Raw genomic sequence first — 24,704 nt, 5'->3', positions numbered from 1 at the left:
AATTAATTTATGCATTCTTGTAAAAGAGGATTATCGAAAAAATTATCTAAATTGTTATATTCTTCATTGGTGTCAGTTTCATTTGGTTTATAAATTTTTTGAAGAAATTTTGATTTATATTCTGCAACAGCATTGTTGTATTTGTAACGATCTAATCTTCTTATGAATTCATCACATTGTCCAAAATATTTTCTTAAGATAGTATCAACTCTTTTTTTATTATCAAGCGCTTCACCTTTATGTTTTCTTTTGTTGAAACTTAAATCTTCAATAACATTATTATTATTGTCAATGATGTATACAAAATTATTTAACTTTGATTTCGAAAAATGAACTAATTTTAGACCATTAAGTTCCATAAGAGTAAAGTATGGAAATTCTTTATCAAAGGCTAATTTATAAGTATCAATCTTATAATCTCCATACCTAGCTTCCTTTACATCTAAAAAATTAATATTTTTTTTCTTACCATTTTGTTCATAATAAATGAGAGTAAATAAACTATTAGTTTTATCACTTCCAATTGAACTCATTTGTGTAGATCCATTGTCAATAATGATTTTTTCTCCTTTTTTGTCAATAATATATTCGTTTTGAGAATATGAGTTTATCCCCATAAACATAAAAAAAAATGAATACAGTAGTTTTTTCATAGAAAAAATAGTCAAATTTTAAAAGAAGTCGTATCAAAAACTAATTTGAGACGTTTTTTTGTTATTTTATGGATTCATTTAAAGTGGTAGCATATTCTTTACCTTCATTGGAACTTAAACCTTTTACTAAGTCTATAAAACCAATTCCCGTAGATTTATCAGGCAGATAGGTAAACAGGTTTGATAAATCATCCCCTTTGTAAATATAAAGTGAGGTTACATAACCTCCTCTGGCTGTAGGTTGAGAATACTCATAAACAAAAGCTATATTTTTTTCATGGTTTAAAATTGCTTGTTCAATTCGGCTGCTTTCCACAAATTCAAATTTGTATTTGTAAGAAGCTGAAAAAGCGTTGATAAATTTTTCTTTTACAAGATTTTTATCAATTAGTAACGTTAAATCTTTCAGTTCTTTTACTTTAGGATTCAATTCAACAGGAGTTTTACCGGCATTTTCTCTCATTTCTTTAAAGGATAAATCTTCTTGAGAAACGCCATAGTCAATTTGGTTTTTAAAGGAAGCAATGGCAAATTTCACATCGGCTTCGGTAAATTGTTTAACTTCAGAATTCAAAAATTTTGACTTATCACTATAATTTACAGTTGCTAAATAACCTCCATTTACCATAAAAGCGACATCTGTTATTCCTAAAAAAATTTGTGTGAACCAATTAGATCCAGCTTTATTGTATTTATAACCAATAAAGATAAAATCTTCTTTATTTTTCTTGGTGGCCTTGTCAAATTCTTTAGGTTGTAAGTATTGGGATATTCGGGAGGCTCCAAAATACTGTTCCACATATTTTTTCACACTTGGGTTAAATACTGAAGCATTTGGATCAGTATCAGGTAACTGCAATACAATAATTGGTTTGGTATTGGCAATTTCCCAATCTTTTTTCTTAGGCAGTTTAATTTGTGCCAATGCCGAAATTGTCATAAACAGTAGTAAAAAAGTAGTAAGTTTTTTCATAAACAGACTAATAAATAGGTTATAAATTAAAAAGCCAAAATAATTTTATTATTTTGGCTTTTTATATTTTTTTATAAAATTATTTTTACAAATTAAATAAAACCTGACCGGTCAGAATCCCTAGATTGCCTTTGAATTCGCCTCCGTTTAAGGTTTTCAATTCGTCTTTTTTATTCAAGTTGTTTAAGAAGTTGTTCACACCGTATTGGTAATTAAGCAGTGCGCGTACTCTTTTGCTTCCGGCAGAAATGCCAAAATAAAGATTACCGTTCAGTTTGGTCACATCTTTGATTTGATCCACCGTTAAAAGGGTTCCGGTAACCAGATTGTCTTTGTATTTGCTGTCGGTTTTCAGTTTGTCGTTTACCTGAAGCACGGGTCCGAAATCGATGGAAACATGGTCTTTCACCACATTATAACTGAGCAACAAACGAATTTGTGCCCCCATGATTTTGTGTTTTACTTCTTGTTTTTGTAAAAGCGGAGATGTAGTTTCCACTGAAAAATTGTTTTCCGAAAACTGCATCCCGAAAATCATGCTGAAGTTATTGTAGTAATTCCCGCGTACCTGCATCCCGGCAGACCACCCTAATTCCGGTTTGGTATTAAAATCGGAGGTGAACAATGAAGTTTGGTTGACGCCGGCGTATATTCCGATGCGGTTGCCGTCTCTGTAACCGTGTTGTGCTGAGGAAAGTAACGACCATAAGCTAACGATTACCAGTGTTAATTTTTTCATGAGTGCTGTAAAATTTGCGCAAATGTAAACTTAATTTCAAAAAAAATGTAACAATTTGTAACAACTTCCGTATAATCTTATAAAATCATTAAACTATTTTCTATGATCACTTTTCCAATTTTTATTGTCTTAGGACTTTTTCTTTTGTTCGCCTCTTTTTTTACCGTGAAACAGCAAACGGCTGTGGTAGTAGAGCGTTTCGGGAAATTTAACAGCATTCGTCAATCGGGCCTTCAGTTAAAAATTCCGGTGTTTGATCGTATTGCCGGCCGGGTAAATTTGCGCATTCAACAGTTGGATGTGGTGATTGAAACCAAAACCAAAGACAACGTTTTCGTAAAGATGAAAGTTTCCGTACAGTTTAAAGTGATTCAGGAAAAAGTGTACGATGCTTTTTACAAACTGGAATACCCGCACGACCAGATTACTTCCTATGTCTTTGACGTGGTGCGTGCCGAAGTGCCGAAATTGATTCTGGACGACGTTTTCGTTCGTAAAGACGATATCGCCATCGCCGTAAAACGCGAATTAAATGAAGCGATGATGACCTACGGCTACGACATTATCAATACCCTGGTAACCGACATCGATCCGGACACGCAGGTAAAACACGCCATGAACCGAATTAATGCCGCCGACCGTGAAAAAACGGCTGCCGAATATGAAGCGGAAGCCCAACGCATCCGAATTGTAGCCAAAGCGAAAGCCGAAGCGGAAAGCAAACGTTTACAAGGACAAGGTATAGCCGATCAGCGTCGCGAAATTGCACGCGGTTTGGTAGAATCCGTAAATCAGTTGAACGAGGTGGGGATCAACTCTCAGGAAGCTTCGGCTTTAATTGTGGTAACCCAACATTATGATACCTTACAGGCCGTAGGTGCCGATGCGAATTCGAACTTGATTTTATTGCCGAACTCGCCCCAGGCGGCCAGCGATATGTTAAACAATATGGTAGTTTCGTTTGCCGCGAGCAATCAGGTGGGCGAAGCCATGAAAAAAGCGGGAGCGTCCAAAAAATCGAATAAATCCCAACAGGCTAATGAGGATTTTGGAATTGACGACAGCACTAATGCATAATACAGCAAAAGAGGTCTTAAAGACCTCTTTTTTATTTCATAAACCGTCGTATCAGGAAGGGAATGATAATCTTCTGAAGCAAATCGTATTTGTTCGCAAGGGTACCCACATTCCCTAAAACGTGCTGCAGCATGCTTCCCGGCGTTACATCGTCTACGGTTTTTTCTACCGATAGTGATAATTTTTCATAATCAAGTTCTTTCTGGAGTTTCAGAATTTCCAGATCCCGGTCTATTTCCTTGTACGAGGAATACACTTTTGCACCCATATCAGTCGTCATTAAAAAATACCTCCGAAAATTTCTTTAAAACAGTGCGCTCTCCAATTTTGTCTTTCAGCAGCCAGACAAGGATTCCGAAGACAAAGTAAATTCCTCCCACGATCAAAAAACCCAGCGCCGTATTCTGATACTGTTCCCCTAAATACAGTGCTAAAGCAAGGGAAAAGAACAAGACGGCCATCATAAAGAAAACGGCCAACAAAAGCATTTTAAAGAGCATAAAGGTTGCTTTTGTGGCTATTTTGAAGCCCCAGAGTTTGTAATACGCAATGGTGCTTTCTGCGGCTGCTTTTACGTTTTCCTGGATTGCTGCCGCGTTTTCTTTTAGCTTTTCCAAAGGCATACTTAATTTTTAGCGGTGGTGGCCTGACGTTTTAATTCGGCCAGTTTTTTCTCTAAGGTGGCGATGACTTCTTCTCTTTTGGAATGGGTGTGCGACAACATGTCTTCAAACTCCGATTCGATATCGTGTTTGTGTCGTGAAAATTTATTTTTGATATTATCGGCGATTTCGCCTAAGCGTTCTTTTTCGTGTTCGAAACCGTCTTTGATTCTTTTTCGGGTTACCGATCCTTTATCCGGAGCAAACAAAATTCCTAAGCCTGCTCCTACTGCTGCACCGGCTAAAAGTGTCAACAGTGTTTTTTCTGCGTTGCTTGCCATGATTTTAGTTTTTTGGGATTCATAATTATAAACTTACGAATTCCAAAAACGTCTTCCCGTTAATTTCTAGTTAATAAAACGCTTAAAAATCTTAAAATTGATTTTAAAGCGATTTAAAGCAAGATTTTTTATAGTACCACACGATTAGGTTGTTTAAAAAAGTAAACAAAAATAAAGTAAAATATAAAAGCCAATCTTAATAGATATAAATTATTGTAATTACAAACAAAATAAGAAATATAAATAATAAAAAAATCCGCGGTGAAGCGGATTTTGTATTACTAAAAACTATACGTATTCTTTACGCCAATTCGGAAAGTGTTTTTAAAACCGCTTCGTTTTTTTCGGTTGTTTTCATTTCGGAAAACTGGGTTTTGAACAGTTCAGAATTAACGTTGTCCTTTTTCAGATTCTGAAGCACTTCCAAACGCACAAACGGCGATTCACTTTTCAGCGACATGTTGTACAATTTGTGCAACAGTTCCGTTTCCACATCCGACGCTTTAAGAGTGTCCGAATATTTCAGCACCCAATTGGAAAACAGCAACGACGCCTTGTTGTTGTTGATGTTTTTCTTCAGCGAATTTTGCAGCAAGCTGTAATTCGAAACGGTTTTAAGGTTCTCTCCGATCGTTTTTTCAATAGCGGCTCTTTCTTCGTCTGTGGTAACTTTGAAATATTTATTGATTTCCTTCAACGAATTGTTGATGGTATTTTCCTCTTTTTTTCCTTTTTCTTCCCAGGAATCTTTCAGATCCACGGTTTTGTTGAAGACCAGATGTTCCGGCGTACTGTCGCGGTCCACACAGAAATAGCCCACGCGCTGAAACTGGAATTTATCGCCTTCTTTAGCCGTTGTCAGGCTGGGTTCCACAAATCCGGTAACCACTTTTAAGGAATTTGGATTCACGAAATCCAGGAAGTTTTTATCCTTGTGCGTATCCGGCGATTCGTCCAGGAACAAACGGTCGTACAGACGGATTTCCGCTTTTACCGCATGTGCGGCCGATACCCAGTGAATGGTTCCGGACACTTTGCGGTTGCTGGCTTCACTTCCGCTTCCACTTCGGCTGTCTTCGTCGTAGGTCGCGTGGATTTCGGTAATTTTTCCTTCCGCGTCTTTAATCACGCTTTCCCCTTTGATGATGTACGCATTTTTCAAACGCACTTCTTTCCCTAAGGTCAAACGGAAAAACTTGCTGCTCGCCTCTTCCAGAAAGTCTTCTCTTTCGATGTACAATTCTTTGGAAAACGGCACCTGACGGTAGGTCATCACTTCTTCTTCCGGATTGTTTTCCGCTTCGAGCCATTCGGTTTTGCTTTCCGGATAATTGGTAATCACCAGTTTCACCGGATCGATTACCGCCATCACGCGCGGTGTAATTTTATTAAGATCTTCGCGCACGCAGAATTCCAGCAGGGAAACATCAATCAGGTTGTCGCGTTTCGCAATCCCGATGGTTTCGGCAAAATTTCGGATGGCCATCGGCGTATACCCGCGACGACGCATTCCGGAAATCGTACTCATTCTCGGATCGTCCCAACCGTTAACGTGCCCTTCCTGAACCAGTTGCAGCAATTTGCGTTTGGAAACTACCGTATGCGATAAATTTCTACGGGCAAACTCGCGCTGTTTCGGACGCACTTTTTTATCGTCGTAAATGTTATCCAAAAACCAGTCGTACAGTTCGCGGTGCGGTAAAAACTCCAGCGTACAGAACGAGTGGGAAACCTGCTCTAAATAATCACTTTCCCCGTGCGCCCAGTCGTACATCGGATAGACGCACCATTTGTCGCCGGTTCTGTGATGGTGTTTGTGTAAAATACGGTACATGATCGGATCCCGCATGATCATATTTGGGGAAGCCATGTCGATTTTAGCGCGCAAAATATGGGTACCTTCTTCGAATTCGCCGTTTTTCATGCGTTCGAACAGGTCTAAGTTTTCTGCTACGGATCTGTTGCGGTACGGACTTTCGGTTCCGGCCTGGGTTGGCGTTCCTTTTTGTTGGGCCATTTCTTCCGAAGTCTGGCTGTCTACATACGCTTTTCCTTTTTTGATGAGTTCTACGGCCCAGTCGTACAACTGCTGGAAATAATCGGAGGCGTAACATTCGTTAGCCCACTTGAAGCCCAGCCATTCCACATCGCGTTTGATGGCATCTACGTATTCCTGCTCTTCTTTGGCAGGATTAGTGTCGTCAAAACGCAGGTTAACGGGAGCGTTGTAATCGATGCCCAAACCGAAATTCAGACAGATTGCACTGGCGTGACCGATGTGCAGATAGCCGTTTGGTTCCGGCGGAAAACGAAAACGCAATTTATCGTTGGACAAACCATTTTTTAAATCTTCTTCAATGATTTGTTCTATAAAATTCAAGGATCTTTCTTTCGTAGACATGCTGCTAAAAATTGAGAAAGCAAAGGTATCAAATTTGTTGATTATTTCGGTTATTGCCGATGGGGTTCTGCGCAATTTTTGTACATTTATCGGGTAAAATGTAAACGAATCCATACAGCATGGGAGTTATTAAATTAAAAAACATCCGGACCTTTTCCTTTCACGGTTGTCTGGTGGAGGAAAGCAAAATCGGTTCCGATTATTCCGTAGATCTGGAAATCAAAGCCGATTTGCGCAAATCTTCCTTTTCCGATAAATTGGCAGACACGGTAGATTACGTCCATCTCAACAAAATCGTGGTGGAAGAAATGGCCATCCGTTCCAAATTACTCGAGCACGTGGCACAGCGCATTGTTGCCCGTATTTTTAAAGAGATTCCGGCGGTTTCGCGAATTGTTGTTGGGGTTTCCAAACTGAATCCGCCTATAGGTGGTGATGTTGAAGCAGTTACCGTGCAAATCGAAGAATACCGCAGTTAATTTGGCATTTCCGATTTGGAATTTGAAATTTATTGTTATATTTGCCGTCCATAACAACGGCATCGTGTCCGAGTGGCTAGGAAGCGGTCTGCAAAACCGTCTACAGCGGTTCGAATCCGCTCGATGCCTCAGAAACCTTCAGGGAAACCTGGAGGTTTTTTTGTTTTTAAGCAGTCTGGGTTTCAGGCCTTCCGGTTCTCCATAAAAAAAGCAACCGTAAAGGCTGCTTCTGTTATTGTGCTTTTTCTTCTATTTTTTCCAGGGTTTCTTTTACAAACTCTTTCTCTTTCGGAAACCAGCCCTGTAACATCAGCACCAGCCCGAAAATAACCAACAAAATACTGCTTACTTTTTTGACTTTGAGGATGTTGGTGGGCGTAAGTTTACGTCGCAATTGCTTGGCTAACAGTACTTTTCCGATGTCCGTAAACAGATAGGCTCCCAAAACTGCCGAAAAGAAAACCGCCATACGGGAGGTTTCCATGTCGAGTTTCGGTCCGAAGGCAATGATAATCGCCAGCCAGAAACCCAATACCCCGATGTTGATGAAATTCAGTAAAAAACCTTTGATGAAGAGGCTCAGATAATCTTTTTTAATCAACTCGGCCACTTCTTCGTCCGTGTCTATGTTTCTGTGGGCTTTTCGTAGTTTCAGAAAGGTAATCAGCCCGTAGGTAAACATAATAATCCCGCCGAAAATGAACAGGGCCGGATCATCCTTAATGCTCTGAATCAGCCGGTAACTACTGAAATAGGCCACCGCAATAAAGAAAATATCAGCCAGAACCACTCCGAAATCAAACGACATGGCCGCACGGAAACCTTTGGTGATACTGGTTTCAATGAGTACGAAAAAAACGGGGCCTATCATAAAACTCAGGAAAAACCCGAGCGGAATTCCGGTGAGGATGTCTTCAATCATGCAGCAGAAGTTATGCTTACAAATATAGAATTTTAAATTTAATTGTCGTTTTTAGGCAGGTTGTGCTGACGGATGTTTCCGCCGGCCACCGTTTTCTGATTGATCTGACGCGGATTGCCGTAAATCGTAATGGTTCCGCCGGCTCTTGTTTTGGCATCGACCAATTCGGACGCGGTTACATCGGCTTCTCCACCGGCGTTTATAACTACAACGGTTTGTTCTCCTTCCAGACTGCTCGCTTTAACCGTTCCGCCGCCGGACACCACAATATCCTGATTCTGGGCCTTACCGTTTAAACGCACCATCGCTCCGGAAGACGCTTTCACGGTAACTCTTTTGGCATCCAAAGTCAGACGGATTTCGGCCCCTTCTTTGGCGTTGACGTTGAAATCCACGGCATTGAAAACCGCCGGGCTGGAAACATAAGCGCCTTCGCTGGCTTCCACGCCTTCCAGTCTTTTAAAGTAAACGATGGCGGTTACTTCTTCGCCTTTCAGCAATCCTTTTAACGGCATGCGGATTTTTAATTCCCCGTTTTTATTGACCAGTTCCACTTCATCGCTGCGGTCGCCCGACAATTCCACTTTGGTTTCGGTGCTCTGGATGAGTTGGACGGAAATCTTATCAAAGGCTTTTACCACGGTAAAATCGCCCACGTTTCGGGTACTTTTCTTTTGTGAAAAACCTAATTGTGCTACTAAAAGCAAAGCAATCACTATTTGTTTCATACGGTATTAATTTATTGTTCGTTTCTTCGGATAAAATGAAAATCCAGTTGTTTTTTAACCAAATCGGCGTTTTTTACTTTCACATACACTTCGTCGCCCAGCTGTAAAATGTTGTGGGCCATCTCGCCTACCAACGCGTATTGTTTTTCATCAAACGTGTAATAGTCGTCTTTTATTTCACGGATGCGCACCATGCCTTCGCATTTGTTTTCGATGATTTCCACATAAATCCCCCATTCGGTCACCCCGGAAATCACGCCCAAAAACTCCTGGTCTTTATGATCCTGCATGTATTTCACCTGCATGTATTTCACAGAATCGCGTTCGGCATTGGCTGCCATGTTTTCCATTTGGGAAGAATGCACGCATTTTTCTTCGTATTCTTCTTCGCTTACGCTTTTGCCGCCGTCTAAATAATGCTGCAGCAAACGGTGTGCCATGACATCGGGATAACGACGGATTGGGGAAGTAAAATGCGAATAGTAATCAAAAGCCAGTCCGTAATGGCCGATATTTTCGGTTGAATAAACCGCTTTGCTCATGCTTCGGATAGCCAGTGTATCTACTAAATTCTGTTCTTTTTTCCCGTTAACGTCTTCCAATAAGGTGTTTAACGATTTGGAAATGCTGTCACGCGATTTAAAGTTCAGGCTGTAGCCGAATTTCGAAATAACGGTTTGCAGGTTGATTAATTTGTCTTCGTTTGGTTCGTCGTGAATGCGGTAGACAAAGGTTTTTTTCTGTTTTCCGACGAATTCCGCCACTTTTCTATTGGCCAAGAGCATGAATTCTTCGATAAGGTGATTCGCGTCTTTCGCTACTTTGAAGTACACACCAACCGGTTCGTCATTTTCGTCCAACTTAAATTTCACTTCCACTTTGTCGAAGGAAATTGCACCGTTGGCCATACGTTTTCTTCGCATGATTTTGGCGAGTTCGTCCAGTTTCAGGGTGGCTTCTACAATAGGGGCAGGCACCTGATATTCTGCTCCGGTTAAGGAAATTTCGGCAGGGATTTTATCTTCTTTGGTTTCGATGATGTGCTGCGCTTCTTCGTACGCAAAACGCTGGTCGGAATAGATTACGGTTCGTCCAAACCACTGGTTCAGCAATTCCGCTTTGTCGTTCAGCTCAAAAACCGCGGAAAATGTATATTTTTCTTCATGCGGACGTAGGGAACAGGCGAAATTACTCAGTACTTCCGGTAACATCGGCACCACCCTGTCTACTAAATATACCGAAGTCGCGCGTTTGTATGCTTCTTCTTCTAAAATGGTGCCTTCCTGTACATAATGCGATACGTCGGCAATGTGGATTCCGATTTCGTAGTTGCCGTTTTCCAATACTTTGAAGGAAAGTGCGTCGTCAAAATCTTTGGCATCTTTCGGGTCGATGGTGAAGGTTAGCGTATCGCGCATGTCGCGGCGTTTGGCAATTTCTTCTTCGGTAATCGAGGTGTCTAATTTTTTAGCATAAGTTTCCACTTCAATCGGGAAATCGTACGGCAAACCGTATTCGGCTAAAATCGCATGCATTTCGGTATCGTGTTCGCCTGGTTTACCCAATACTTTGATGACTTCTCCAAACGGACTGTCGGCTTTTTTCGGCCAGTCCTGCATCTTCACCAACACCACATCGCCGTTTTGTGCTTCGCCGATTTTGTCTTTCGGAATGAAGATATCGGTATACATTTTGGCGTTGGCCGTGGTTACAAACGCAAAGTTTTTCTGGATGTCGATGACCCCTACGAATTCCGTTTTGGCACGCTCGAGGATTTCCACGACTTCGGCTTCCGGCCTGCGCGAGGTTCTCCGGTTGTAAACATAGGCTTTTACCTTATCGCCGTCCAAAGCATGGTTGAGGTTGTGGAACGGAATGAAAACATCGTGTTCCAGATCCGGACACACCAGATAACCGGTTTTGCGGCTGGTCATGTCGACAATACCTTCGTAATATTCGGTTTTGGAAATGATTTTGTACTTGCCGCGCTCCACTTCCTGAATTTTTTCTTTGGACGCCAGATGGCCCAGCTCTTTGATGATTTCATTGCGGCTTTTGGTATCGGTTACTTCTAAAGCGGCGGCTATTTGTTTGTAATTGAAGGTTTTATTAGGGTCTTGGGATAAAATCTTAAAAATCTTTGCGGAAAAATCTTTTTGTTTTTTTCCGGCTTTGTGAAACTTCTTGCTCATTTGTTCATTCTATTATTGCTGAAAATTACGAATAACAAATCAGAAATCAGAATTTACGCATTAGATTTATGGAAAAAATAACTTTCGTATCTTTAACGAAAGCTTTTCAGATGAACGATTTTGTAACCGTGGCCGTTTTTGATTATCCGCATGAAATTACCGTGCTGAAGCATCTTTTGGATCAGGCGGAAATCGATTATTTCTTTGAAAATGAAACGATGATGAACATAGCGCCCATGTATTCGCAGGCCTTAGGCGGAATCAGATTGAAAGTGCATCCGGAAGATGCGGAAACGGTTCGGGAAATTCTAAAAAAATTGAATGATGAATCGAATTTAAAAATCGTTTGAATTACCTTTGCAGCAAACTAAACAAACACAACACCATGATTATCTCCATAGGAAACGACCACGCCGGTCCCGACTACAAAAACGCCATTGTTAAACACTTAGAGGAAAAAGGGCACACCGTAATCAACCACGGAACCGACACGTTCGACAGCGTGGATTACCCGGATTTCGGACACGCGGTAGCCAATGATGTGGAAAGCGGGAAAGCGAACTTCGGCATCATCATCTGCGGCAGCGGAAACGGAATTGCCATCACCGCCAACAAACATCAGGGCGTGCGTGCCGCGCTTTGCTGGATCAATGAAATTGCGGCTTTAGCGCGTCAGCACAACGATGCGAACGTCATCAGCATACCGGCGCGTTATACCAACATCAAGCAAGCGGTCGAAATGGTGGAAACGTTTTTAACTACCGATTTTGAGGGCGGCAGACACGCCAACCGTGTATCTAAAATTGCCTGTCAGTAACTAGCGGTTCAGATTTCCTGGTTTTTTGGATTCCGGCTACCGATTGTTTGCAAACTTCAATTTTTCGGACGGTCTGAACTTGCTAAGAAATCTGGAACATAACACACCACCATCCAATCTTTATAAACTGACCCTAACCGTGTTCAGTATCGGAATAGGACAGAATTGTGTTTGGAAGGCCATCCGGATGCATGAATGCAACGATTTGCTGCAGACGCTGGACGTCGAACCGTAAGTACAGGATTATTCTTCAAAATCCAGATTCATTGGTTCGTCTTTTACTTTTACGCGGTCGGCTTTTTTGCCGGTGGTTGGTGTATTGGCGTCTACAACCTCAAAGGCAAGCTTATCAAACCAGATCTGTCCGGTGCCGCGAAGCAAAGCCCCATAGGAAATTTGCGAAGCACCTTCCGGAACATCGAGCACGATATCGTATTTTTTCCAGTCGGTAGAGCCTGTCACTGCGCGGTCCATCATGTTGTCGAAGGCTAAAAAACTCTGCGAATTGGCCTGACCGACCCGCAGCCAAAAGCCGGCTTTTTCCGTTACATTCTGACTTTTGATGTAGCCGCTTAACCGGATTCTTTTTCCGATAAATTTTTCCGCGTTGGCGCTTTGCATTAAGGTACCGTAACCGTCGATTACTTTGTCGACCGATCTGATACTGGCGGCATTTTTACCATCCAACCCGGAGCCTTTGTCGATGCCCATTTCGTAACTGTCCGCTTTGCTTCCGGCCTTAAACCAACCGGCCGGCATTTCAAAAGAAATCAGAAAAACGGCAAGGGCAAGCAGTACAATAATTTTAAAGGTAGTTGTTTTCATGCGTTAACGAATTGGTGAATACTAAGAAACCACGAAAGCAGGTTAACACGTTTGTAATGAAGCAGTTATAAATTTACTAAAAAAGCGGCAGAGCAACCTTTTCTCAAAGCAGTTTTTCTTTTATTGGTACAATAATTCAGATGAAAAGTAGTAGTGAAACTAACGGAATATTAATCGCAAAACCGTATTTTAGCATCCTTATTTTTTTAAAATGACAACTACCGAATACATCCTGAAGTATGTTCCGACGGCTTCCAAAAACATAGAGGCGACGTTAGAATTACTGGCCGAAGACTGCACCATTCCTTTTATTGCCCGTTACCGGAAAGACAAAACCGGCAACCTGGATGAGGTACAGATTGAAAACATCGCCAAATACCACAAGCAGTTTGAAGAAATCGTCAAGCGAAAAGAAAGTATTTTGAAATCGGTTGAAGAACAAAACGCCCTTTCTCCGGAGTTAAAACAAAAATTACAAAGCAGTTTTGACTTGCAGGAACTGGAAGATTTGTATTTGCCGTACAAAAAGAAAAAGAAAACCAAAGCTGATACCGCCCGCGAAAATGGTTTGGAACCGTTGGCCAAAATTATCATGGCGCAAAATTCGGATGAGGTGGACTACCACGCCTCAAAATACCTGAACGACAGAGTAGCCAATGAAGACGAGGCTTTGCAGGGCGCGCGCGACATCATCGCTGAGTGGATTAACGAAAACCTTTTCATCCGTAAAAACCTGCGCCGAATGTTTCAGCGTCAGGCGGTCATTGCGACCAAAGTGGTGAAAGCGAAAAAAGACGACGAAGCTGCCCAAAAATTCGAACAGTATTTCGACTGGAGCGAACCCATCACAAAAGCTCCAGCACACCGATTACTGGCCATGCTCCGTGCGGAAAACGAAGGTTTCGTGAAGCTTTCCGTGGAAGTGGAAAAAGAAGAAGCGCTCCGTTTTATCGAAGACAACCTCATCAAAAACAATAAGGAAACAGCCGATCATCTGCGATTGGCCATCAAAGACAGCTACAAGCGTTTGTTGGAACCTGCGATATCCAACGAAACGCTGCAGGAAGCCAAAGCCAAAGCCGATGTGAATTCCATTCAGGTTTTTGCGGCGAACCTGAGCCAGCTGCTATTGGCCTCTCCGTTAGGGGAAAAGCGCATTTTAGCAATCGATCCGGGATTTAGAACCGGTTGTAAAGTCGTGTGTCTGGACGAAAAAGGCGATTTATTATACAACGAAACGATTTTTCCGCATGCGCCGCAAAACGAAACGACCATGGCGATGAAGAAAATTAAGTCGATGGTCAACGCCTACAACATCGAAGCGATTTCCATCGGGAACGGAACGGCGAGTCGCGAAACCGAATTCTTCATCAAGAAAATTGCCTTTGACAAACCGGTACAGGTGTTTGTGGTGTCGGAAGCCGGTGCCTCGGTGTATTCCGCTTCGAAAATAGCAAGAGAAGAATTTCCGAATTACGACGTAACGGTACGTGGTGCGGTGTCTATCGGAAGACGTTTGTCCGATCCGTTGGCGGAACTGGTGAAAATCGATCCGAAATCCATCGGCGTAGGCCAGTACCAACACGATGTGGATCAGACGAAATTAAAAGAAGAACTGGATACCACCGTAATCCGTTGTGTGAACTCGGTGGGGATTAACATCAATACGGCGAGTAAAGCCTTGTTGAGTTACGTGTCCGGAATCGGGGAGAAGATGGCGGAAAACATTGTGACCTACCGCTCCGAAAACGGGCCGTTTGAAGACCGCAAGCAACTGAAAAAAGTACCGCGTCTGGGCGAAAAAGCGTTCCAACAGGCGGCGGCGTTCATCCGCATCAAAGACGGAAAAAACCCGTTGGACAATTCGGCGGTGCATCCGGAAGCGTACGGCATCGTGGAAAAAATGGCGAAAGATTTGGGTATCAAAACCCACGAGTTAATCGCCAACAAGGAAAAAATTGCAGCTATCCAACCCGAAAAATACATTACCAACGACATCGGAATCCTAACCTTAAAAGACATTCTGAAAGAGTTGGAAAAACCAGGACTCGATCCGCGCAAAGCCGCGAAAGTGTTTGAATTCGACCCGAATGTAAAAACCATCAGCGATTTGAGAGCCGGTATGGTCTTGCCGGGCATTGTGAATAACATTACGGCTTTCGGTTGTTTTGTGGATGTCGGCATCAAGGAAAGCGGTTTGGTACACATTTCGCAACTCAAAGCCGGTTTTGTGAGCGATGTGAACGAAGTGGTGAAACTCCATCAGCACGTTCAGGTAAAAGTGGTGGAAGTGGACGAAGCCCGCAAACGCATTCAGCTGACGATGGTGCTGTAAAAACAAAAATCCCAAATACCGGAAAGGCGTTTGGGATTTTTCATTTGTAAAAACAAGTTTATTTTTTCTCTTCCTCGTCTTTTTTGGTGGCAGCAGCCTGATCTTCACCTTTCGCCGCGTCTTTAAATTCCTTGATACCGGTTCCTAAACCTTTCATCAGTTCCGGAATTTTTTTACCGCCGAAAAGTAAAACGATTACCACTACAATTAAGATTATTTCGGTTGCCCCTAATTTTCCCATGATATTTTATAATTATGTTTTCTGATTCAATTGTGATGTGACAAAGGTAGCCATAAAATCCATTTTGCAAACAACTATTGCTTTGTTTTTAAAGAAAGTAGCTCAAATTTAGCTTTTCTTTAACCAAAAACCCAAAAGCTTTGCCGAAAGTTGCGGTGTTCCAAAGCGATATTTTTTATATTTGTGAATCAAACCCGAACAATGTCCGAAAAACGACTGAAACGCCAGAAAATTAAGAAAAAACTCTTCAGTAAAAACCGTTTGGTGGTATTGAACGAAGACACGTTTGCCGAAGTTTTTTCCCTTCGCTTAACGCTGATGAACGTTTTTGTCGTGGCCACTTTGGGTGCCGTTCTGATTATTTTCGTGACCACTTATATCATTGCCTTTACGCCGTTGCGGGAATACATTCCGGGTTATGCTTCCACGGATCTGAAACGCAAAGCCGTGGAACTTGCAATCAAATCCGATTCGCTGGAACAGGCAATGAAGCGCAACAACCTCTACGTGGAATCCATCAAAAAAGTACTGAACGGCGATCTGGAATACGCGAAGTTAAACATTGATTCCATCGTAGCCGCCGAAAAAATCGATCCGGAAACCATCGAACTGGAACCTTCCGAAAGGGAAGTGGAACTGCGGAAAGAAGTTGAATCTCGAAATAAAGACCAAAAATAAGGATGGAAGGATTTACCCCATTTTTTGAAGTACCTTTTCTGGGCGGCATTGTTTTTGCCCTTTTGGGAATCGTTCAAATGGTTTTTCCGCCTAAAAACAGTAATGCTGTATACGGTTATCGCACATCGGCATCGATGCAGTCACAGGAAAACTGGGATTTCGCCCAAAAGTATTCGGGCCGTAAGTTGCTGACAGCCGGAATAATTCTACTCCTGATTGGAGGCTTTCTAGACTTGTCTGCCTTACAGGATGTCGCTAAACGATTGGTTGAATTAGGGTTGGTATTGGGCGCGGTCTTTTTTGTGCTGGTGACCACCGAAAATGCCCTTAAGAATAAAAAGAAGTCTTAAAAATGTCTCTAAAATCTTTTTTTGCCAGGCAATTTGCCGCCATCATTCATGCGAAAACCCAAAAATGGGCGCAAAACCCTGTGGCTACCCAGCAAAAAGTGTTTCAGTACCTGATTCGTCAGGCGGAAACGACACAATTTGGGAAAGATCATCATTTTAATCAGATTAACAACCATGATGATTTCGTCCGGAATGTGCCGATCCGCGATTATGAGGCGTTGCGCCCGTATGTAGACCGCGTGGTCAAAGGCGAGGAGAACATCCTTTGGAAAGGCAAACCGATTTATTTCGCCAAAACTTCCGGAACCACTTCTGGCGCCAAATACATTCCGCTTACCAAAGAATCGATGCCGTATCACATTGAAGCAGCCCGAAACGCAATTTTAAGTTACATCCACGAAACCGGAAAGGCCGATTTTGTAAACGGAAAGATGATCTTTTTACAGGGAAGCCCGATTTTAGAAGAGAAAAACGGTATCAAACTGGGACGACTCTCGGGCATTGTGGCGCATTATGTACCGAAATATTTACAGCAAAACCGCATGCCGTCCTGGGAAACCAATTGCATTGACGATTGGGAAACCAAAGTGGATGCCATTGTGGAAGAAACCTTTAACGAAAACATGGCGGTGATCTCCGGCATTCCGAGTTGGGTGCAGATGTATTTCGAGAAACTTAAAGAAAAAGCCAACAAGCCCGTTGGAGAACTTTTTAAAAACTTCAACCTGTTTATTTATGGTGGTGTGAATTACGAACCGTACCGCGCCAAGTTTGAAAACCTTATCGGACGAAAAGTCGATTCGATTGAGTTGTTCCCTGCTTCGGAAGGTTTTTTTGCCTATCAGGACTCGCAGCAGGAAAAAGGGATGCTGTTGTTGCTGAATTCCGGCATCTTCTACGAATTTGTCAAAGCGGAAGAATTTTTCACCGAAAACCCGAAACGCTATACCATCGGTGAGGTCGAATTGGGCATCAATTACGTTTTAATCATCTCTACTAACGCGGGGCTTTGGGCGTACAATATTGGTGACACCGTACAATTTACCAGTATGAAACCGTATCGCGTGATTGTATCGGGAAGAATCAAACATTACATTTCGGCCTTTGGTGAACACGTTATTGGCAAAGAAGTGGAAGCCGCTTTACAGGAAGCGATGGAAGGAACCGACATCCGCGTAAACGAATTTACCGTAGCCCCGCAAATCAATCCGGATGAAGGCTTGCCATATCATCAGTGGTATATCGAATTTGAAAACGAACCCGATAATCTGGAGGAATTCGCCCTGAAAATTGACCGCGCGATGCGCAAGCAAAATGTCTATTACGACGATTTAATCACCGGACACGTATTGCGAACCCTTGTGGTTACCAGAGTGTCGCAAAACGGTTTTCAGGAGTACATGAAAAGCATCGGTAAACTGGGCGGACAGAACAAACTGCCCCGTTTGTCCAACGACCGAAAAATAGCTGACGCGTTACCTCTAAAATAATTGCAAATGTTTCACAAAAAAGGATGTATCCTCCTTATGTTTCTTCAGACCGCGGTTTGGGGACAAATTAATGGCGTTGTAAAAGACAGCCTTACCGGAAATCCGATTCCTTATGTCAGTATATGGGTGGAAAATGAAACTGTTGGAACCACTTCGGAGGAAAACGGTACTTTTCATCTGCCAACCGATAAAAGCAAAATGCTCATTTTTACCGCTTTAGGGTATGAGAAGAAACGGATTTCGGCTTCCCAAAGCAAAGTGTTTTTTATGACACCCAAAAGCACAGATCTGGAGGAGCTGGTTGTAGTGCCGAAGAAAGAAACCAAGTTCCGGGAAATCGGAGATACGGGGAACAGCTTCAGCGAGGCTTTCGACAGCGCGCCCAGTTTTGATTTGAAATATTTCCCGTATCAGGAGAGTTATAAGAAGACGAAATTCATTAAAAAAGTGGTTATTTATACCGATTGCCGCCTTCCTAAGGCCATTTTAAAACTGCATTTTTACGCGGTGGATGCCGATGGAAATCCGGGAGAAGAACTCCTGAAGGACGAATATCGGGTAATGGTGAAAAAAGGTGTCGGCAAAAGCAGTTTCAACATTTCGAGTCTGGGGTTAACCATGCCTAAAAACGGGATTTACGTTGGTTTCGAAAAACTCATGATTGAAGAGAACCACAGTGTTGGCGGCCGGTTTTACCCCTTGGTGCTGTACAACCGCGTTCCCAAAGAGTTTACGTTGGAATATGCCGGAGGGAAATGGGTTAAGAAAGAGGTGATGTCACGCGATGCGTCTTTACCAAAAAAAAGCTACGAACCCGCTATAAATCTTATATTAAGCAACTAAAAAATAAAAAGACTATATTTGCGGGTTAGTAAATAGAAATTTAATGAAAGAATTAAAGAACATTTCGCGCTCCAGAGCGCAAGAGTCCTCGGCAGCTATCGAGCGACTGTACATTACCATGCGACATTTGTTTAACAGAGGTTTCTACAAACCGATGGGTGTTTCAGGGGAAACCTTACGCGAGGCGTTATTGTCGCTTCGCCCTGAAATTTACGGTTCCATAGCCGAAGAAAAGGTGGAACTGAACGGCTTGTTGTATGTTATTGAGCGTTTACCGGTTGGGATTGAAGAATGCCGTTACATCAATTTAACCTCCGATGAAGGCTATTCCAAATCGCATTTCAAACCGATTGTGCCGCCAAAACGAAGAAGAAACTGTTACCGCATCGACGACGAGCAGATGAATGTGGAAATCACCAGAGGCCGCTCGGACATTTACGATATCTTAACCCACTTGACCTTTATCTTCATTGAATCGCACAAAATTAAAGACCGCGTTTTGATTGATGAAGACGGCCGTTTGACCCGCGACTGGGAAAAACTGGAGCAGGTGGTGCTGCAGAACAAAAAACTTACGTTAGTCGACAGAGAGCAGGCTATCTCTCACGTTTCCAATATTTTGGGACGAACTTTTGCGGAAGTACTGGAGATTTATGACGGTTTCGGCACCAAAGAAAAACCGGACCGTTTCTTACATGTTATTTACTGGCTGGGAAAACTGGCTATTGAAGAAGTAGTCGACAACAACAAGCGCACCATTACCTTCAGCCCGATTCTGAGAGAGCGTTTGGGCCATCACATTTACGGTGAGATTTGGGCGAACAACATCAAGGAAGTTTTGGAGAAAAACGATTTGCTGGCGCGTCCGATTCACATCATCAGTGCGAACATGCACAGTGTGATGAACTCGATTTTTGCGGAACCGGTTTTAGGCAGCAAATACAAAGGCAGCGACGAGTTTCAGATTTTTGAAGATTTGAGCAAATCCGGAAACGATGTTTTACGCAAGAAAGTAGAAGATTTCGCGTTAGTACACGGGATGATTTCACTGCCGGATACGTCAGGAACCAATATCGATGTGCAAATTTTTGACACCGCCAAAATCGATCTTAAAAAATCGGCGTTCCCTAAAGCGAATTTAGGTAAAGACAAATCGGTATTAATTGTGATGGATTATGCCTTCGGGGAACAGGCTTTCGAAACCATCGACGAATTGCTGAAACCGTACAAATCCGGAAAGGGTAAAATTTTCCTGAATGTGGAATCCGTTTCCATCATGGGGAAAGCCGGAATTCTGGAAGGCGGCAAAGGCGACATCATGATTCCGAATGCCCACATCAACGAAGGAACCGCAGACAACTATCCGTTTGATAACGAACTAACTAAGGAACTCTTTGACGGAAACGATATTCCGGTATTTGCCGGACCGATGGTAACCGTATTGGGAACCTCGCTTCAGAATAAAGATTTACTGAAGTTTTTCCATGAATCGACATGGGGTGCCATTGGTCTGGAAATGGAAGGAGCATATTATCAGAAGGCGATACAGTCGGCGTCCAAAATCCGCAAGAGCATCAATCCGAATGTGAAGGTGCGTTATGCGTATTATGCTTCGGACAACCCGCTGGAAACCGGAAGTACGTTGGCTTCGGGAGGTCTGGGAACTACCGGGGTGAAACCAACGTACCTGATTACCATTAAGATCTTAGAACAAATCTTTAACGTAAAATAAGCACACAACTTTATGAGCACAAGTCCTCAAACCAACCCAAACGATCAGGAAATTGATTTAAGTCAATTATCGAAACGCATCGGAGATTTTTTCCAGTCCTTAATTGACAAATTTTTTGACGGAATCCTGTTTCTGATTCGCCATAAATACAGTATTGGTCTGCTTCTTGTGGTGGGCTTTGCTTTAGGGTTTTATTTGGATTCGAGAAGAAAACAATATGACAATCAGGTTATTGTAACGCCTAATTTTGGAAGTACCGATTACCTGTATTCCAAAGTTGATCTTATCAATGCTAAAATTAAAGAAGCGGATACTGTTTTTTTAAAGCAATTGGGAATTCAAGAACCTAAGGAAATCTCAGAAATTGAAATCGAGCCTATATTGGATGTATATCGTTTTGTAAACAACAGCCAGCAAAATTTCGAATTACTGAAACTGATGGCCGAAGATGGGGACGTGAAGAAAATTGTGGAGGACAATCTTACCAGTAAGAATTATATGTATCATTTGATTACCTATAGAACAAAAGGAAAGACCACTAAGGACAAAACCCTGAATCCTATCTTGCATTTTTTGAACCAGAGCGATTATTTTTCCAAAATACAGAAGGAATATATCAGTAATATTAAAACAAAAATTCAGGCCAATGAACTTACCATAAGTCAGATAAATGATTTAATGAATCAGTTTTCCAACACTTTAAGCAACAGCCAAAGAAGCGATAAACTGGTGTATTACAATGAAAACACCCAACTCAACGACGTAATCAAGACCAAGGATGAATTGATCAAAGAGCAAGGACAACACCGTGTGGATTTGGTTAACTCCGACCGTATCGTTAAAGACAGCAGTTTTACGTTGAATCTGGAAAGCAAAAGCCTGACCAACGGCAAAATGAAATTAATTTTACCGTTAGTACTTGTCGGGTTGTTCGTTTTATTCGGTATGTTCAGAAGATTTTACAGAAACCAGCTAGCCAAAAGAAATTTAGCTTAATGAAAAATATATTAGTTACCGGTGGTGCCGGTTTTATCGGAGCCAACTTTGTGCCGTATTTTATCGAAAACAATCCGGATTATCATCTGGTTAATCTGGATTTGTTAACCTATGCCGGAAACCTTGACAATGTTAAAGAAGTAGCAGAACATCCGAGATATACGTTTGTGCAGGGAGATATTTGCGACAGAGCTTTTATTGAACAATTGTTTGCGCAATACCAGTTTCACGACGTTCTCCATTTTGCAGCAGAAAGCCATGTCGACAACTCTATTTCAGGGCCGGAAGCGTTTATCAGAACCAATGTGTTAGGAACTTTTAACTTATTAGACACTGCCAGAAAACGCTGGATGAACGGTCCGAACGACTATAAAGAAGCTTTTAAAACGTCCCGTTTTCATCATGTTTCCACCGATGAGGTGTACGGTACTTTGGGTGAAACCGGTCTGTTTGAAGAAACCACGCCGTATGCGCCGAACAGTCCGTATTCCGCCTCAAAAGCAGGTTCCGATATGATTGTGCGCAGTTATTTCCATACCTATGGAATGAATGTGGTGACCACGAATTGTTCCAACAATTACGGGCCGAAACAGCATAACGAAAAACTGATTCCGACCATCATCCGCAAAGCCTTATCGGGAGAAAACATTCCGATTTACGGCGACGGGAAAAACGTACGCGACTGGTTGTATGTGTTGGATCATTGCAAAGGCATTGAACTGGCCTTCAAAAAAGGAAAGGCCGGAGAAACCTACAACATCGGTGGCCGAAACGAGCGCAACAACCTGTATATCGTCGATAAGGTGTGTGCCCTGCTCGATGCCAAAAAACCAAAAGCTTCCGGAAGTTACAAAGAACAGATTACTTTTGTAAAAGACCGTCCGGGACACGATTTGCGTTATGCTATTGATGCCACAAAAATCGAAACCGAATTGGGTTGGAAAGCCGATGAAAATTTCGAAACCGGAATTGAGAAAACCATCGATTGGTATTTAACAAAATTTAATTAAAGCATCATTTTACTGTCAATAGAATGAAAGGAATAATATTAGCCGGAGGATCGGGAACCCGTTTGCACCCACTTACCTTAGCCGTGAGCAAACAGTTAATGCCGATTTACGACAAACCCATGATTTACTACCCATTGTCGACATTGATGTGGGCCGGAATCCGTGAAATTTTGATTATCTCGACCCCGCACGATTTGCCTTTGTTCCGGCAGTTGCTGGGCGACGGCAGTAAGTTAGGCTGTCGTTTCGAATATGCCGTGCAGGAGCATCCGAACGGGTTAGCCGAAGCCTTCATTATCGGAAAAGAATTCGTAGGAAATGATAAAGTCGCCTTGATTTTAGGTGATAATATTTTCTACGGAACCGGTCTTGCCGAATTGCTGCAGGCCAACAACAACCCGGACGGTGGTATCATTTATGCCTACCACGTACACGATCCGGAACGTTACGGCGTGGTAGATTTCGACAAAGACGGCAAAGTGCTTTCCATTGAAGAAAAACCGGTGCAGCCGAAATCGAATTATGCCGTTCCCGGGATCTATTTTTACGACAACGACGTGCTGGAGATTGCCGCCAACATACAACCCAGTCCTCGCGGGGAACTGGAAATTACCGACGTGAATAAAGAATACTTACAACGCGGTAAATTGCAGGTGAGTATTTTAGATAGAGGAACTGCCTGGTTAGACACCGGAACCTTCCAGTCGTTAATGCAGGCCGGACAGTTTGTGGAGGTTATCGAAGAACGTCAGGGGCTGAAAATTGGCGCCATTGAAGAAGCGGCCTATAAAATGGGCTTTATCGATGCCAACCAGTTAAGAGCTTTAGCCGAACCTTTGCTGAAAAGCGGTTATGGCAAACATTTACTAAGCCTACTGTAACGGGATATGAAATTTACGGAAACAAAAATAAAAGGCTGCTGGCTGCTGGAACCAACGGTTTTTGGGGATGCACGAGGCTATTTTATGGAGAGTTTTAACGAACAGACTTTTCAGCAGGGAACCGGGCAGGCCGTACATTTTGTGCAGGACAACCAGTCGTATTCCACCAAAGGGGTGTTGCGCGGGTTGCATTACCAATGCGGGGAACACGCACAGGCCAAGCTGGTTCGCGTGTTAAACGGAGAAGTGCTGGATGTAGCTGTGGACATTCGTCCGGAGTCGGAAACCTATGGGCAGTACGTGGCAGAGATTTTGTCCGGAGAAAACCAAAAACAATTGTTTATCCCGAGGGGTTTTGCACACGGATTTGTCGTGCTGAGCGAGACCGCTACGTTCTTCTACAAGTGCGACAATTTCTACAACAAGGCATCCGAAGGCGGCATCATCTATAACGATGCAGCCTTACACATCGACTGGCAACTGAACGATCAGGAATTGCTGGTGTCTGAAAAAGACGCCGTTTTACCAACCTTAGCCAACGCCAAAAAAGTATGGTAGTTTTAGTGACCGGAGCCGGAGGACAACTGGGGCAGGCACTGCGTTACCTCGCACCCCAACATCCGGAATTTTCATTTGTCTTTTGCACCAGTTCGGAATTAGACATTACCGACAAGACCCAGTGTGAACGCGTTTTCGACCGCTATCAACCGGAATATTGCATCAATACCGCTGCTTACACCGCTGTGGATAAAGCCGAAATCGAACCGGAAAAAGCAAAGGCGATTAATGTTACAGGTGCCCAAAATTTGGCTGAGGTTTGCCAAAGACACCACACTGTTTTACTGCATCTTTCCACCGATTTTATTTTTGACGGAAGCAAAACCGCACCATATACCGAAACCGATGTTCCCCATCCATCCGGCGTGTACGGACAGACAAAACTGGACGGCGAAAAAGCACTTCAGTCGATTTGGGAGAAGCATTTTATCATCCGGACTTCCTGGGTGTATTCCCAATTCGGACACAATTTTATGAAAACGATGCTGCGTCTGGCTTCGGAGCGGGATTCCCTTTCCGTGGTGAACGATCAGATCGGGACACCTACCCATGCGGTCGATTTGGCGGCAGCATTGCTAACGATTATTTCCAGTAAAAAAGACGCTTTTGGAATTTACAACTTCAGCAACGAAGGACAGTGCAGCTGGTACGATTTTGCCCAAGAAATCTTTAGAATAAACAACGTCGCCTTTCCGGTACATCCGATTCCTACTGCGGCCTATCCCACACCGGCTAAGCGTCCGGCTTACAGTGTATTGGACAAAAGCAAAATCAAAAACACGTTTGGGTTGGTCATAAAAAAATGGGAAGAAGCTTTGCAGCCGTTCCCATCTTAAAAAAG

Annotated in this window: 28 protein-coding genes and 1 tRNA gene; 17 read left to right on the top strand and 12 right to left on the bottom strand. The window is 42.7% G+C overall.

Annotated elements, in window-relative coordinates; all coding sequences use genetic code 11:
• Window positions 1-2: 2 nt before the first annotated feature.
• The 3 genes from G498_RS0107435 to G498_RS0107425 form a co-directional block, all read right to left on the bottom strand.
• Entirely contained in the window at window positions 3-653 is a 651-nt protein-coding gene (locus G498_RS0107435; protein ID WP_026980602.1) for a hypothetical protein, read from the bottom strand.
• 61 nt (window positions 654-714) lie between these two features.
• Window positions 715-1,626: a hypothetical protein gene (locus G498_RS0107430; RefSeq protein WP_026980601.1), complete on the bottom strand. Its 912-nt coding sequence runs from the start codon at window positions 1,624-1,626 to the stop codon at window positions 715-717.
• Window positions 1,627-1,711: 85 nt separating this feature from the next.
• A complete protein-coding gene (locus G498_RS0107425) occupies window positions 1,712-2,365 on the bottom strand; it encodes a porin family protein (protein ID WP_026980600.1) in 654 nt (217 codons plus the stop codon).
• A 102-nt stretch (window positions 2,366-2,467) separates the two neighbouring features.
• Between G498_RS0107425 and G498_RS0107420 the strand changes: the two genes are divergently transcribed.
• Window positions 2,468-3,442, top strand: a complete 975-nt coding sequence (locus G498_RS0107420) for an SPFH domain-containing protein (protein ID WP_026980599.1) — start codon at window positions 2,468-2,470, stop codon at window positions 3,440-3,442.
• Window positions 3,443-3,473: 31 nt separating this feature from the next.
• On the opposite strand, the gene G498_RS0107415 is transcribed toward G498_RS0107420, so the two are convergent.
• The 4 genes from G498_RS0107415 to G498_RS0107400 form a co-directional block, all read right to left on the bottom strand.
• On the bottom strand, window positions 3,474-3,710 hold the full coding sequence (locus G498_RS0107415; protein WP_026980598.1) for a DUF6327 family protein: 237 nt from the start codon (window positions 3,708-3,710) through the stop codon (window positions 3,474-3,476).
• Window position 3,711: 1 nt separating this feature from the next.
• A complete protein-coding gene (locus G498_RS0107410) occupies window positions 3,712-4,065 on the bottom strand; it encodes a competence protein (RefSeq protein WP_026980597.1) in 354 nt (117 codons plus the stop codon).
• Window positions 4,066-4,067: 2 nt separating this feature from the next.
• A complete protein-coding gene (locus G498_RS0107405) occupies window positions 4,068-4,385 on the bottom strand; it encodes a YtxH domain-containing protein (RefSeq protein WP_026980596.1) in 318 nt (105 codons plus the stop codon).
• Window positions 4,386-4,686: 301 nt separating this feature from the next.
• A complete protein-coding gene (locus tag G498_RS0107400; protein WP_026980595.1) occupies window positions 4,687-6,786 on the bottom strand; it encodes a glutamine--tRNA ligase/YqeY domain fusion protein in 2,100 nt (699 codons plus the stop codon).
• A gap of 119 nt (window positions 6,787-6,905) precedes the next feature.
• Between G498_RS0107400 and folB the strand changes: the two genes are divergently transcribed.
• Together folB and G498_RS0107390 are read left to right on the top strand one after the other, a co-directional pair.
• Entirely contained in the window at window positions 6,906-7,265 is a 360-nt protein-coding gene (folB, locus tag G498_RS0107395) for a dihydroneopterin aldolase (protein ID WP_026980594.1), read from the top strand.
• Window positions 7,266-7,323: 58 nt separating this feature from the next.
• Window positions 7,324-7,394: transfer RNA gene (locus tag G498_RS0107390), tRNA-Cys, on the top strand.
• Between the two features lie 103 nt (window positions 7,395-7,497).
• Here G498_RS0107390 and G498_RS0107385 read toward each other — a convergent pair.
• The 3 genes from G498_RS0107385 to rnr are packed head-to-tail and all read right to left on the bottom strand — an operon-like array spanning window position 7,498 to window position 11,107.
• Entirely contained in the window at window positions 7,498-8,187 is a 690-nt protein-coding gene (locus tag G498_RS0107385) for a LysE family translocator (protein ID WP_026980593.1), read from the bottom strand.
• A gap of 38 nt (window positions 8,188-8,225) precedes the next feature.
• A complete protein-coding gene (locus tag G498_RS0107380; protein ID WP_026980592.1) occupies window positions 8,226-8,915 on the bottom strand; it encodes a head GIN domain-containing protein in 690 nt (229 codons plus the stop codon).
• 11 nt (window positions 8,916-8,926) lie between these two features.
• Window positions 8,927-11,107 carry a ribonuclease R gene (rnr, locus tag G498_RS0107375; protein WP_026980591.1) on the bottom strand — a complete coding sequence of 727 codons (2,181 nt, stop codon included), beginning with the start codon at window positions 11,105-11,107 and terminating at the stop codon, window positions 8,927-8,929.
• Window positions 11,108-11,175: 68 nt separating this feature from the next.
• Between rnr and G498_RS0107370 the strand changes: the two genes are divergently transcribed.
• Genes G498_RS0107370 through G498_RS0107360 form a run of 3 tightly spaced genes read left to right on the top strand, consistent with a single transcriptional unit; the run spans window position 11,176 to window position 12,159 of the window.
• Window positions 11,176-11,457: a putative signal transducing protein gene (locus G498_RS0107370; protein WP_394330617.1), complete on the top strand. Its 282-nt coding sequence runs from the start codon at window positions 11,176-11,178 to the stop codon at window positions 11,455-11,457.
• 35 nt (window positions 11,458-11,492) lie between these two features.
• Window positions 11,493-11,924, top strand: coding sequence for a ribose 5-phosphate isomerase B (gene rpiB / locus G498_RS0107365; RefSeq protein WP_026980589.1), 432 nt, complete (start codon window positions 11,493-11,495; stop codon window positions 11,922-11,924).
• Window positions 11,925-11,949: 25 nt separating this feature from the next.
• Window positions 11,950-12,159 (top strand): hypothetical protein, encoded by a 210-nt coding sequence (locus G498_RS0107360; protein ID WP_026980588.1) that lies wholly within the window; start codon window positions 11,950-11,952, stop codon window positions 12,157-12,159.
• A gap of 8 nt (window positions 12,160-12,167) precedes the next feature.
• On the opposite strand, the gene G498_RS14810 is transcribed toward G498_RS0107360, so the two are convergent.
• Window positions 12,168-12,749 (bottom strand): hypothetical protein, encoded by a 582-nt coding sequence (locus tag G498_RS14810; RefSeq protein WP_051269791.1) that lies wholly within the window; start codon window positions 12,747-12,749, stop codon window positions 12,168-12,170.
• A gap of 211 nt (window positions 12,750-12,960) precedes the next feature.
• Here G498_RS14810 and G498_RS0107350 point away from each other — a divergent pair, with 211 nt between their 5' ends.
• Complete coding sequence (locus G498_RS0107350) at window positions 12,961-15,084, top strand: Tex family protein (RefSeq protein WP_026980587.1); 2,124 nt, start codon at window positions 12,961-12,963, stop codon at window positions 15,082-15,084.
• Between the two features lie 58 nt (window positions 15,085-15,142).
• On the opposite strand, the gene G498_RS0107345 is transcribed toward G498_RS0107350, so the two are convergent.
• Window positions 15,143-15,325 (bottom strand): Sec-independent protein translocase subunit TatA/TatB, encoded by a 183-nt coding sequence (locus G498_RS0107345; RefSeq protein ID WP_026980586.1) that lies wholly within the window; start codon window positions 15,323-15,325, stop codon window positions 15,143-15,145.
• A gap of 201 nt (window positions 15,326-15,526) precedes the next feature.
• On the opposite strand from G498_RS0107345, the gene G498_RS0107340 reads away from it, so the two are divergent.
• From G498_RS0107340 to rfbD, 10 genes are read left to right on the top strand one after another with little or no spacing between them, the layout of a single operon-like run.
• The gene (locus G498_RS0107340) at window positions 15,527-16,003 is read left to right on the top strand and encodes a hypothetical protein (RefSeq protein WP_026980585.1); all 477 of its coding nucleotides are present in this window, start codon (window positions 15,527-15,529) and stop codon (window positions 16,001-16,003) included.
• A 2-nt stretch (window positions 16,004-16,005) separates the two neighbouring features.
• Window positions 16,006-16,353: an SdpI family protein gene (locus G498_RS0107335; protein WP_035744610.1), complete on the top strand. Its 348-nt coding sequence runs from the start codon at window positions 16,006-16,008 to the stop codon at window positions 16,351-16,353.
• A 2-nt stretch (window positions 16,354-16,355) separates the two neighbouring features.
• Entirely contained in the window at window positions 16,356-17,843 is a 1,488-nt protein-coding gene (locus tag G498_RS0107330) for a GH3 auxin-responsive promoter family protein (RefSeq protein ID WP_026980583.1), read from the top strand.
• 6 nt (window positions 17,844-17,849) lie between these two features.
• On the top strand, window positions 17,850-18,686 hold the full coding sequence (locus G498_RS0107325) for a carboxypeptidase-like regulatory domain-containing protein (protein ID WP_035744613.1): 837 nt from the start codon (window positions 17,850-17,852) through the stop codon (window positions 18,684-18,686).
• 43 nt (window positions 18,687-18,729) lie between these two features.
• On the top strand, window positions 18,730-20,418 hold the full coding sequence (locus tag G498_RS0107320) for a DUF6909 family protein (protein WP_026980581.1): 1,689 nt from the start codon (window positions 18,730-18,732) through the stop codon (window positions 20,416-20,418).
• 12 nt (window positions 20,419-20,430) lie between these two features.
• Window positions 20,431-21,414 carry a hypothetical protein gene (locus G498_RS0107315; RefSeq protein ID WP_026980580.1) on the top strand — a complete coding sequence of 328 codons (984 nt, stop codon included), beginning with the start codon at window positions 20,431-20,433 and terminating at the stop codon, window positions 21,412-21,414.
• Window positions 21,414-22,424 (top strand): dTDP-glucose 4,6-dehydratase, encoded by a 1,011-nt coding sequence (gene rfbB, locus G498_RS0107310; protein WP_026980579.1) that lies wholly within the window; start codon window positions 21,414-21,416, stop codon window positions 22,422-22,424. The genes G498_RS0107315 and rfbB overlap by 1 nt, the downstream gene beginning before the upstream one ends.
• Window positions 22,425-22,447: 23 nt before the next feature.
• Window positions 22,448-23,305 carry a glucose-1-phosphate thymidylyltransferase RfbA gene (rfbA, locus tag G498_RS0107305; RefSeq protein WP_026980578.1) on the top strand — a complete coding sequence of 286 codons (858 nt, stop codon included), beginning with the start codon at window positions 22,448-22,450 and terminating at the stop codon, window positions 23,303-23,305.
• Between the two features lie 6 nt (window positions 23,306-23,311).
• Entirely contained in the window at window positions 23,312-23,863 is a 552-nt protein-coding gene (gene rfbC, locus G498_RS0107300; RefSeq protein ID WP_026980577.1) for a dTDP-4-dehydrorhamnose 3,5-epimerase, read from the top strand.
• Entirely contained in the window at window positions 23,857-24,699 is an 843-nt protein-coding gene (gene rfbD, locus G498_RS0107295; protein WP_026980576.1) for a dTDP-4-dehydrorhamnose reductase, read from the top strand. Before rfbC ends, rfbD begins: the two co-directional genes overlap by 7 nt.
• Window positions 24,700-24,704 lie beyond the last annotated feature (5 nt).

It is taken from the genome of Flavobacterium suncheonense GH29-5 = DSM 17707 (assembly GCF_000430025.1).
GTDB classification, from domain to species: Bacteria; Bacteroidota; Bacteroidia; order Flavobacteriales; family Flavobacteriaceae; genus Flavobacterium; species Flavobacterium suncheonense.
This window is presented reverse-complemented; position numbering and strand designations above follow the sequence as displayed.

Bases quoted from the DNA above. Each gene is read 5' to 3' on its own strand.
- G498_RS0107400 (WP_026980595.1), bottom strand. From the start codon at position 6,786: ATGTCTACGAAAGAAAGATCCTTGAATTTTATAGAACAAATCATTGAA.
- G498_RS0107380 (WP_026980592.1), bottom strand. From the start codon at position 8,915: ATGAAACAAATAGTGATTGCTTTGCTTTTAGTAGCACAATTAGGTTTT.
- G498_RS0107350 (WP_026980587.1), top strand. From the start codon at position 12,961: ATGACAACTACCGAATACATCCTGAAGTATGTTCCGACGGCTTCCAAA.
- G498_RS0107425 (WP_026980600.1), bottom strand. From the start codon at position 2,365: ATGAAAAAATTAACACTGGTAATCGTTAGCTTATGGTCGTTACTTTCC.
- G498_RS0107385 (WP_026980593.1), bottom strand. From the start codon at position 8,187: ATGATTGAAGACATCCTCACCGGAATTCCGCTCGGGTTTTTCCTGAGT.
- G498_RS0107315 (WP_026980580.1), top strand. From the start codon at position 20,431: ATGAGCACAAGTCCTCAAACCAACCCAAACGATCAGGAAATTGATTTA.
- G498_RS0107345 (WP_026980586.1), bottom strand. From the start codon at position 15,325: ATGGGAAAATTAGGGGCAACCGAAATAATCTTAATTGTAGTGGTAATC.
- rnr (WP_026980591.1), bottom strand. From the start codon at position 11,107: ATGAGCAAGAAGTTTCACAAAGCCGGAAAAAAACAAAAAGATTTTTCC.
- G498_RS0107410 (WP_026980597.1), bottom strand. From the start codon at position 4,065: ATGCCTTTGGAAAAGCTAAAAGAAAACGCGGCAGCAATCCAGGAAAAC.
- G498_RS0107325 (WP_035744613.1), top strand. From the start codon at position 17,850: ATGTTTCACAAAAAAGGATGTATCCTCCTTATGTTTCTTCAGACCGCG.
- G498_RS0107340 (WP_026980585.1), top strand. From the start codon at position 15,527: ATGTCCGAAAAACGACTGAAACGCCAGAAAATTAAGAAAAAACTCTTC.
- rfbD (WP_026980576.1), top strand. From the start codon at position 23,857: ATGGTAGTTTTAGTGACCGGAGCCGGAGGACAACTGGGGCAGGCACTG.
- G498_RS0107435 (WP_026980602.1), bottom strand. From the start codon at position 653: ATGAAAAAACTACTGTATTCATTTTTTTTTATGTTTATGGGGATAAAC.
- G498_RS0107420 (WP_026980599.1), top strand. From the start codon at position 2,468: ATGATCACTTTTCCAATTTTTATTGTCTTAGGACTTTTTCTTTTGTTC.
- G498_RS14810 (WP_051269791.1), bottom strand. From the start codon at position 12,749: ATGAAAACAACTACCTTTAAAATTATTGTACTGCTTGCCCTTGCCGTT.
- G498_RS0107370 (WP_394330617.1), top strand. From the start codon at position 11,176: ATGGAAAAAATAACTTTCGTATCTTTAACGAAAGCTTTTCAGATGAAC.
- G498_RS0107320 (WP_026980581.1), top strand. From the start codon at position 18,730: ATGAAAGAATTAAAGAACATTTCGCGCTCCAGAGCGCAAGAGTCCTCG.
- G498_RS0107335 (WP_035744610.1), top strand. From the start codon at position 16,006: ATGGAAGGATTTACCCCATTTTTTGAAGTACCTTTTCTGGGCGGCATT.
- G498_RS0107430 (WP_026980601.1), bottom strand. From the start codon at position 1,626: ATGAAAAAACTTACTACTTTTTTACTACTGTTTATGACAATTTCGGCA.
- G498_RS0107330 (WP_026980583.1), top strand. From the start codon at position 16,356: ATGTCTCTAAAATCTTTTTTTGCCAGGCAATTTGCCGCCATCATTCAT.
- rfbC (WP_026980577.1), top strand. From the start codon at position 23,312: ATGAAATTTACGGAAACAAAAATAAAAGGCTGCTGGCTGCTGGAACCA.
- rfbA (WP_026980578.1), top strand. From the start codon at position 22,448: ATGAAAGGAATAATATTAGCCGGAGGATCGGGAACCCGTTTGCACCCA.
- rfbB (WP_026980579.1), top strand. From the start codon at position 21,414: ATGAAAAATATATTAGTTACCGGTGGTGCCGGTTTTATCGGAGCCAAC.
- rpiB (WP_026980589.1), top strand. From the start codon at position 11,493: ATGATTATCTCCATAGGAAACGACCACGCCGGTCCCGACTACAAAAAC.
- G498_RS0107415 (WP_026980598.1), bottom strand. From the start codon at position 3,710: ATGGGTGCAAAAGTGTATTCCTCGTACAAGGAAATAGACCGGGATCTG.
- G498_RS0107405 (WP_026980596.1), bottom strand. From the start codon at position 4,385: ATGGCAAGCAACGCAGAAAAAACACTGTTGACACTTTTAGCCGGTGCA.
- folB (WP_026980594.1), top strand. From the start codon at position 6,906: ATGGGAGTTATTAAATTAAAAAACATCCGGACCTTTTCCTTTCACGGT.